General features: G+C 39.6%; 5 protein-coding genes. All 5 read right to left on the bottom strand.

The genetic code is table 11. The features are described 5' to 3' along the window. Positions 1-541 (bottom strand): type I-B CRISPR-associated protein Cas7/Csh2 (cas7b, locus tag V7Z69_RS07080; protein ID WP_334139356.1); only part of this gene is annotated, 541 nt, incomplete at its 3' end. A gap of 36 nt (positions 542-577) precedes the next feature. Further along, positions 578-985, bottom strand: a complete 408-nt coding sequence (locus V7Z69_RS07075; RefSeq protein WP_334139355.1) for a TM1802 family CRISPR-associated protein — start codon at positions 983-985, stop codon at positions 578-580. Then, positions 985-2,550: a TM1802 family CRISPR-associated protein gene (locus tag V7Z69_RS07070; protein ID WP_334139354.1), complete on the bottom strand. Its 1,566-nt coding sequence runs from the start codon at positions 2,548-2,550 to the stop codon at positions 985-987. The genes V7Z69_RS07075 and V7Z69_RS07070 overlap by 1 nt, the downstream gene beginning before the upstream one ends. A 14-nt stretch (positions 2,551-2,564) precedes the next feature. Next, positions 2,565-3,230, bottom strand: coding sequence for a CRISPR-associated endoribonuclease Cas6 (gene cas6, locus V7Z69_RS07065; RefSeq protein ID WP_334139353.1), 666 nt, complete (start codon positions 3,228-3,230; stop codon positions 2,565-2,567). A 337-nt stretch (positions 3,231-3,567) separates the two neighbouring features. Beyond that, positions 3,568-7,707: a C-terminal helicase domain-containing protein gene (locus V7Z69_RS07060; protein WP_334139352.1), complete on the bottom strand. Its 4,140-nt coding sequence runs from the start codon at positions 7,705-7,707 to the stop codon at positions 3,568-3,570. Positions 7,708-7,759: the final 52 nt, after the last annotated feature.

Here is a 7,759-nt window from a genome sequence, read left to right as displayed (position 1 = left end):
GATCTTCAGAAGTAGCTCCGGTAGTTTCAGCAGCATACTGATTCGCTACAGCGTAGCTGGCTATCAGAGCAAATGGAACTACATATTCATTTCTGAAGGAACGCTGTTCGCTGGAATCTTTTGTAGCAAAAGCAGATGTACCCTGAACGAACATTGCTTTGGCTTTGTGGAGGGAGTGTCCCCATGTCCACTGTACAGGGCCAGTCCATGAAAAAGACTCCTTCCCTAAAGCAAAGGTGACCCCAAACAGGCGAGCGTCTATACACCGACTTAAAGCCTCCTTGGCTTCTTTGACCCCAAACTTTTCCTTCAGTTCCGTTGCTCTTACATTAAGAGTTTTAGGCTCACCATCAATCAAAACGTCTTTGCCGTCTCTCATAAACTGATCTCTTATAGTCCTTTTAACCCTCACGTCTGATACCAATACCTGTTCGGTTTCATAATCGTATCTTGGGTGGTTTTCATTCAATGGATCTCCATTAGGGTTGGCGTCTTTTACGCTATACACAAACAGAATTTCCCTTCTTTTATCAAAAGCCATTAATATCCCTCCTTAAAGAGTTGTTGTTGCTGTTTGTTAGTTCTGCTCTGCTTCCTGCTTCTTGAAAATTTTTTCGAAACATATTGTTGGTGCGTTCATGAATGCTATAGCGAACACAAAGTTGCCGTCCGCTTCAAGTTCTTTGCTGCCTCCTGAAAGGATCAGCATACCCGCTTTTGCCACTAATGCTTCTATAATTTTTGTATAGTTCATATCGTAAGCCTTTATGAGTTCCGGCGCCCTTGACAAATGCCTCTTAAGGTCTCTTAACTGAAGTCTCCCAAAACTAATTTGTTTGAACAGCGGAGAATTATTCCAATCTCCTCCTCGACCCGCTTGTTCTTTTGCCATCATTCCTAGCGCCACGCCTGCTAAAAAAACTCCTTTTCCAAAATCTCCCTTCAGGTATGGATCTGCAAATTCTTCAAAGAAAACTAAATTCATTACATACACCTCCTAGCTTGGTTTACTCTTTCTAAGAAATCTGCAACTAACATCATTCTTTGTGTTGTGGCGGTGCCGATCTTATTCCAATTATCGGAAGAAAATAGCCCTGTAAAGCGAGAAGTGAGATTGACCTTTAAACTGCTGACACATATCTGATCCCCGCTCAACAGGTTTCCTAGAATTTTCAGGCAATTATCTATTTGAAAATGTTTTTCCCCGTTGTTGACAGACACCAGCTCAACATAGGTGGCCACTATGTTTCTTATAGCAGCATCCAAACACAAATCTTCCTTGTCAGGCTCCTTTTTATTTTTTGTAGGGAGAAAACATGCATGTACAGACTGTTTCCAAATCTCTTCCAGCTTCTTTAGTCTGCTGGGAGGGACATCTTCTATCATTAAGTGAATTCTTTTCTGATCTTTTCCCTCTACTTGTCCCAAAAAAACAAAGTGTAATGCTAGGCTATCTCCTTGTTGAGCGAGGTTTTTAAATAAGTTTACCTCCTGTTTTATGCCAGTTTTTAGAAAATCATGTATCGGCTTGATCACCTTGGCAGGGAGATAATCTTTTTCATTGAAGATAAGTTCTGGAACAACATATAAATGTATTTTTTCTTGCCCATTTTTCTTGCCTATGTTTTTGTAGTTCATAAGTATCTCTTTAGGAATTATGCCTCGTGCCATGTTATCTAATATGTATCTGTAAGAAAATTTATTTTCTACAATTTCATTCCCTTTTACAAACACGGCATAACAGTTTTGACATACAGGAAATCCTTTGGGTACATTCTCTTTTTGACAGGCAGGGAAAAATCCGAGCTTATCAGATGTAGCGAATTTAAATACTTTGCCAAATTCTATGTTGTATTCTCCCGACTTACCGCAGATAGAACACTTGACACTGTTGTCTGTTTTTATCTGCTCTTGAATTTGCCTCTTAAAATGTGAAATAAACACAGGAATTTCTCCGGGATATAAAAACTTTTTGCCGTCTTTACACCCAAGTATCACAATGTAGTATCTGCGTTCGTCTGTCCAAAGGCCACAAAACTTTTTATGCATTCCAGCTAATTTGTCTCTAATTAGCTCCGCAGATCCTTGTGACAGAACCCCTTTCTCTTGAAGAGGGCTCAGTATTTTTGTGTATAAGGCTTGAAAGGGAGAATGCTCGTTATTTGCCCAGTCTTCCACAGTTTTCAATTTATTCAGTTTCTTTATACGGTCAGAACTCGGGTTTTTAATGTTGAGAAGAGGGCTATAGGGTTTTTTTGAGGCATTCCCAGAAGGTCCTTTATATAAATACTTCCTTATCTGTTCTTGAATAGTCCCTTCTCCAGATAAGTATTCCACGACATCAATATCAGCCACATCTCTCACTATTAGTTGATCTGCAAAAGGATCCTCAACGTCAAGCCAGACTCTTATAACATAGCCGTTTTTATTGGAATCGTCTGTTATCGGCAGCGGAGGCATAAGAAATTTTTCAACGTCTTCCCATTCAGGCGGAGATTCGTTTGACATATGCATTTTACCTATCGCATATACGGCTTCAAGAAAACCCATAATTACTCCTCCTTTTATTTCTGTTTCAATAATGTCACGCAGCCCCAACCAGAGCTGTTTTTAGCTCCTATCCCAGCGTCCAAGGCGATTTTCAACAGCTCCTTAGGGCCTTTAAGTACAAAATCGCCCCACCAGCCCTTTACTGGACGAGGATCATCAGGCCTCAAAAAGGCCTTTTGGTATCTAAGACGCCCAAGAGGTTTAACTGAGACCTTGTCTTCTGGAACAGGTCGATTAGGATACATAGCCATAAACTTCTTAGTTATGTTATCTGGTATCTGGGTGTAAAATTTTGGGTTGTCGGGACTGTAATAGACTACGTAAGGCCTTTGCCCTTCGTTGGATATCCTATATACAGTTGAAAAACAGCAGACAGGAGAAAGCGTTCTGACTGTTATCTCTTCTGTCTCTACAGTTTCCACGATAGGTTTTATCTCTGTACAAAAAAGCCTATGTCCTGCCAAATCACAAAATTCTCTCTGTACTGCTTCATCAAGTATGTCTTGAGCTAAAAAAGAGAGAGGTGTAGAGATTATCAGGCTAATGTCTCCTTTAAAAACAACATGTTGATCCTCAACAACCTTTTTGGCTAACGGCCAAGAAAAAGTAAAAAGTTTATATTTTCTTTTCCCTACTTGATACCCTTCGTCATGCATAAACTTGGCTACTTTTTCAGACATTAGACTATAGATAAAGCCTTGAAATGTGTGTAGATAGTCTTTTGGCAGCCTGACGTACTCTCCTTGAGTAGGTCGAAACCTCAGAAGTATTTTCATTTAGCACCCTTCTTTCTTTCTTCTTTTAGTCAAAAAAACAATCACATAGGAGATAAATGTATCTTAAAGATATCTTTTATTCATGGTTGCTATAGTAGCCCTTGATAAACCCACGGATAAAGTGGTAAGCAATCCAAAAAAAGAGAATGTCCCACAACATACACAAACTCTCTCTTTGACAGTTTCTATATATAGTATAGTGTTAACTTGCCGACAGAAACGATTTAAAGGTAATCTTTTTTTAAAGAATTACGTTCAACAGGTTTAGTTCGTGTGATGCAGCAAAGTAGCGGTTGCTGAAAACAATAGAGCTGTGCCAAGGGTCATTGCCGTGACATATGACCCAAGGAGTATTTGTTTTGTAGTTGGGTGGAGTTGGAGCACTAAAGCTGTCTTTTTTCCAGACGAGGCTTTGTAATATATTTGCCCATTCCATATTCCATTGTTCACTTGCAGGTTCGAGGTCGTCTTGACTTAATCCATTTGATTTAATTGCATCTTCTGTAGCAGGGCACCCCGGCCATGTGGCAGATACAATAAAAAATTCTCCGTAACTATATTTTTCAACAGTATAATGATACGAATCTAGTTTTACGTCTCTGTCAAGAATCTCGTACAGATCCTGAGCAGCATCACGCAACTCCTTGTCGTAGTCTTCTTTCTGGTCGGAGTTTTCTTTTTTGTGCAGGGTATAATCATCGCCACACAACGACTTATCGTGATTTTTGGTGTTGTTACGTGCAATCTGATATAAGTCTCTTTTAAGTTCATGTATCGCTTGAAGTGTGATCTTAGTGTCTTTTGTAGTGTGAGGCCGTATGTTACCTTCCTTTTGATGTTGCTGTACTTGTTGAGCATCAAACTCTGTAGCTGAATCGAAAAAGAAAGTCTCTTTTAACTGACATAAGCCTACTTTTTCAATCAAAATATTTCCTACGACTTCAACATTTTTGGGAATTATCTTATAAGAATCGTTTGGGTTTGGAAGCATATTTCTCGCTTCGCTACAGGCTGTGAGGTACTTCCTGTAAAAGTGGTTGTCTTGCGTGCTGAGAGTGGTCTGCAGAAACACTCCTTGATTTGCTGTTTTACGTATAAAAGAGACGTGGGAATTAGCGAAGACTCTCTGTACTTTTTGTAATACTGTTTTAGTTAATCCAATGTTTTTATCTTCCTTTGACCTTTGTGCCCTATAGTTTTTCGCCGCCTTAATAAACTCTCTTATTTTTAGTGTAAGCTCTTTAGATACTTCATCTACACAGTTTTCTCCTACTGGGACAAAGGCAATATCATTGCCTTGTATCTGTAAATCCCCGTTTATACGGGTATGTAGGCTGCCCCGCAGGAGCATTTGTGTGGTCACAAGGTTGCTTAATTTTTGTAGTTTTAAGATCTCATATTCTTCGTCATCGTAAAATTCTTCTTCGCCTTCTTCTATGACTATTTTTTCCGCTAACAAAAAGACTAATTTTCTTTTGAAGTTGTCCCCGTTTCGACCGTCATGACATTTCCCTCGTCCTCGATAGATCAATTGAACGATTTCCATAAAGGAGTTTTCGATCATAAACTGCGGTATTTCTGCTATGATTGTACGCACGTTTGGAAAAGAGATCCCTCTTGCCGCAGAAGACGTAATAAGAAAAATTTTGGCACTGTCACGATATCGTTTATTTTGGAGAAGTTTTTTCCTCTCCTCATCATCTATCTTTGAGGTGATGAGCATAATGCTTTTTGTATCGATTCTTTTTTCCCCTTCCAATGTCTCTTTTACTTTAGCAAGAAACTCTTTGTCTTGAGCAAAAAAGATGATTTGACCGTCATCTTGTATTTCTGACAGCTCTTTGTTTATAGCCTGCATAGCTTGCTGTAGCCTTTTCTCTTGTATTGCTTTTCGAAGAAGGTTCTTGTTTGTGGGTTGCGAACCATTTTTTTTAAGTGAACTCATCTTTTCGAGTACAGATTGACGGAATACGTCAAGGTAAAGGTTATATTGAATTTCAAGGCCATCTTTCTGTGCAGGGAAACAGTTGGCCATAACGTTATATACGAAAAAGGCCTGCTCTCCTATTTTCAAAGAGGATATTGATATATCGAAGGGGGTTCTTCTCCCACGGCCAACAAATAAGCGTGCAGGAGATTGAATGTTGTTGTCTCCGCTGTGTTCGCTTAAGAAGGAGCGGAGAAAGTTGTCATTTGTTAGTGATGCGTCGGAAAGTACGATCACAAACTTTGGCATATTTTTCCCATATCTTTCCTTTAACTTAAAAAAGATATCGTAAAGTTTTTTGATTAACTGTTGTGCCAGTTCTACTCCTGCTGAATCCCCTGTCAACTCATCAAGCATAATAACTACAGTGTCTGCTCGTTCAAAGAGAGTGTCTGTGAACTCTGGGTCTTTGTGGTCAAAGAGATGACAAAGAGTGTCTATTGTACTTTTAGTTCCTCCTTTACCTGTAACATGCCGGTACGATTGGATTGCTGCGGCCGCAGTAATTTGATTAAGATGTGGGTTCGTTATGACGCTCTCTTTAATGGCTTGGACTACAGTTTGCATTACTCCCCGCGTATTTTTCTCTTTTATTACGTCTTTGTCCTCTGAATATGTTACCTTTTTTATTGTGCTGGATCCTTCTGCTTTTAAATATGATTTTTCATCTTCAATATTAAGATATAATATGTCGCTAGCTGGAATCATAAAATTCTTTGGGTCTCCAGCTTGATAAACAACGGTCGTCTTATAATTTCTTTCTGTCCCTTCTGGGAGTTTCTCTTCGTTTATAAGTTTTTTTACTGTTTGCGGAGTAGATTTGATGCGCCTTGAGTCTGTGCTGATAGCGATGGCATTTGGGCTATACATATTTTGTTCGCTTCCGCACATTTTATGAAATATATCCCGGTTCACAATGGTTCTAGGGCTGAAATAGAGAAATAAAAACCCTTTGTCGTCTTTGTGTGATGTATCCTGCCCTAGTAGGACTTTTTGGATTGCAGTTGTTTTGCCGATACCCGGACTTCCCGGCAATCCAAGGATACGAAAACTCCCCTTTGGGGTGTTTTCAAAGAAGGCATGGATAGCTGCTTTGTGAGAGTCTCGTAAGGAAATAGTCTGGTTCTTTGGGGCAATCTCTCTTATTGTTTCTTTCCAGCGGTCGAGTTCTTTTTTAGCTGCCTCTCTAAACCTTTCATCAATAAGCGAAACAGAGTAGTCGTCATCTATGTGACTTAGTGCGTCCTCAATAGACGAGAAAACGTGAGACTGGGGCGTAAAAGACGGTTTTTCGGTCAACTGAATATGTATGGTGTCTTTTTGCTGATCGCTTGCGTTATTATTTGTATCGCTTCGGAGTTGTCTGTCTAACTCCGGTGGGAAGGTGTTGATCAGTGCTTTGTACGCGTTTTGTATGCTTTCCTTAAAGGATAAATTGTTTTCAGCACCAACATAAGCGTCTGCTAGGGTTTGGGCAAGCTCGGCTGAGTAAGGTTGTTCATCAGATATTAGTATACCTTCGAACGACTCGAATGTAATTGCTGCAGCACATGCAGTTTTTAGCGTCTGATTGTTTTTCTCCAGAATAGACTTCATCTTCATAGTATATGAAGATGCTTGACAGAGTTTATAGAGAGGTTTATCTCGCCCAGCAAATGCCTTCAGGTGGTACTTAAGGTTGTCGTTGATCTTAAAAGAGACGTTTTCATCGATCTCTGCACGCAGTATGGAAAACACGCTTTTTTTCTTGTGGCTTACAGAAAGGGCGTGAGTAAGTTTCTTGATCACATCTCCTCTGTACATATTATTGAGACCAATTTTTGCTGCACTTAAAGAAATCTCTCCGACAAATAAGTGCCTTTCATTATTTTGAGTGCGGAGAATCATCAAAAAGTCAGACCTTGCTGGACACCCTCTGTTAGTAAGCTCGTGGTCAGCGGCTTTTATCCTGAACTTTCTCCTGAATTCATCTGCGGCATGTATTTTCCCATCGTCAGAATTATCATAATAAGCAAGCCCTTTGTCGCTAATCAAGTCAATAGGGCACCATAGCTTTTCTACTGTAACAGGGGGATCTGGATAGGAGGTTAGTGTGTCCAAATACTTTCGCATAATTGTAAGGCCATGTGCTTGTCCTATGGCGAAAAGATATTGTATGGTCGAATCTAATGCTATCTTTACCTCTGGATTGTTTTGTTCAGCCAAGCCATAAAAATCACGGTAATAATCCTCTATCTTTTCAAACACCTGCCTCATATCGATGTGCCAAGGTGTGTCAAGTAAATCTTGTGGCAGCAAATTTCTTTCCAAGAGACCTGCAATCAAACCTCTCTTTACAAACAGCTCATAGACATGTCCGTTTTTTTCATATATAGCAAGCTCAAGAGCGTTCATAAGATATTATTCCTCCTTTTGATATATATTGATACACAGGATATTCTTTAAT

The sequence above is a fragment of the Thermovirga lienii genome, from assembly GCF_036847465.1.
Lineage (GTDB): Bacteria > Synergistota > Synergistia > Synergistales > Thermovirgaceae > Thermovirga > Thermovirga lienii.
This window is presented reverse-complemented; position numbering and strand designations above follow the sequence as displayed.

What these genes read in the sequence shown, in the direction of transcription:
- V7Z69_RS07075 (WP_334139355.1), bottom strand. Translation starts at nt 985, where the DNA reads ATGAATTTAGTTTTCTTTGAAGAATTTGCAGATCCATACCTGAAGGGA.
- V7Z69_RS07070 (WP_334139354.1), bottom strand. Translation starts at nt 2,550, where the DNA reads ATGGGTTTTCTTGAAGCCGTATATGCGATAGGTAAAATGCATATGTCA.
- cas6 (WP_334139353.1), bottom strand. Translation starts at nt 3,230, where the DNA reads ATGTCTGAAAAAGTAGCCAAGTTTATGCATGACGAAGGGTATCAAGTA.
- V7Z69_RS07060 (WP_334139352.1), bottom strand. Translation starts at nt 7,707, where the DNA reads ATGAACGCTCTTGAGCTTGCTATATATGAAAAAAACGGACATGTCTAT.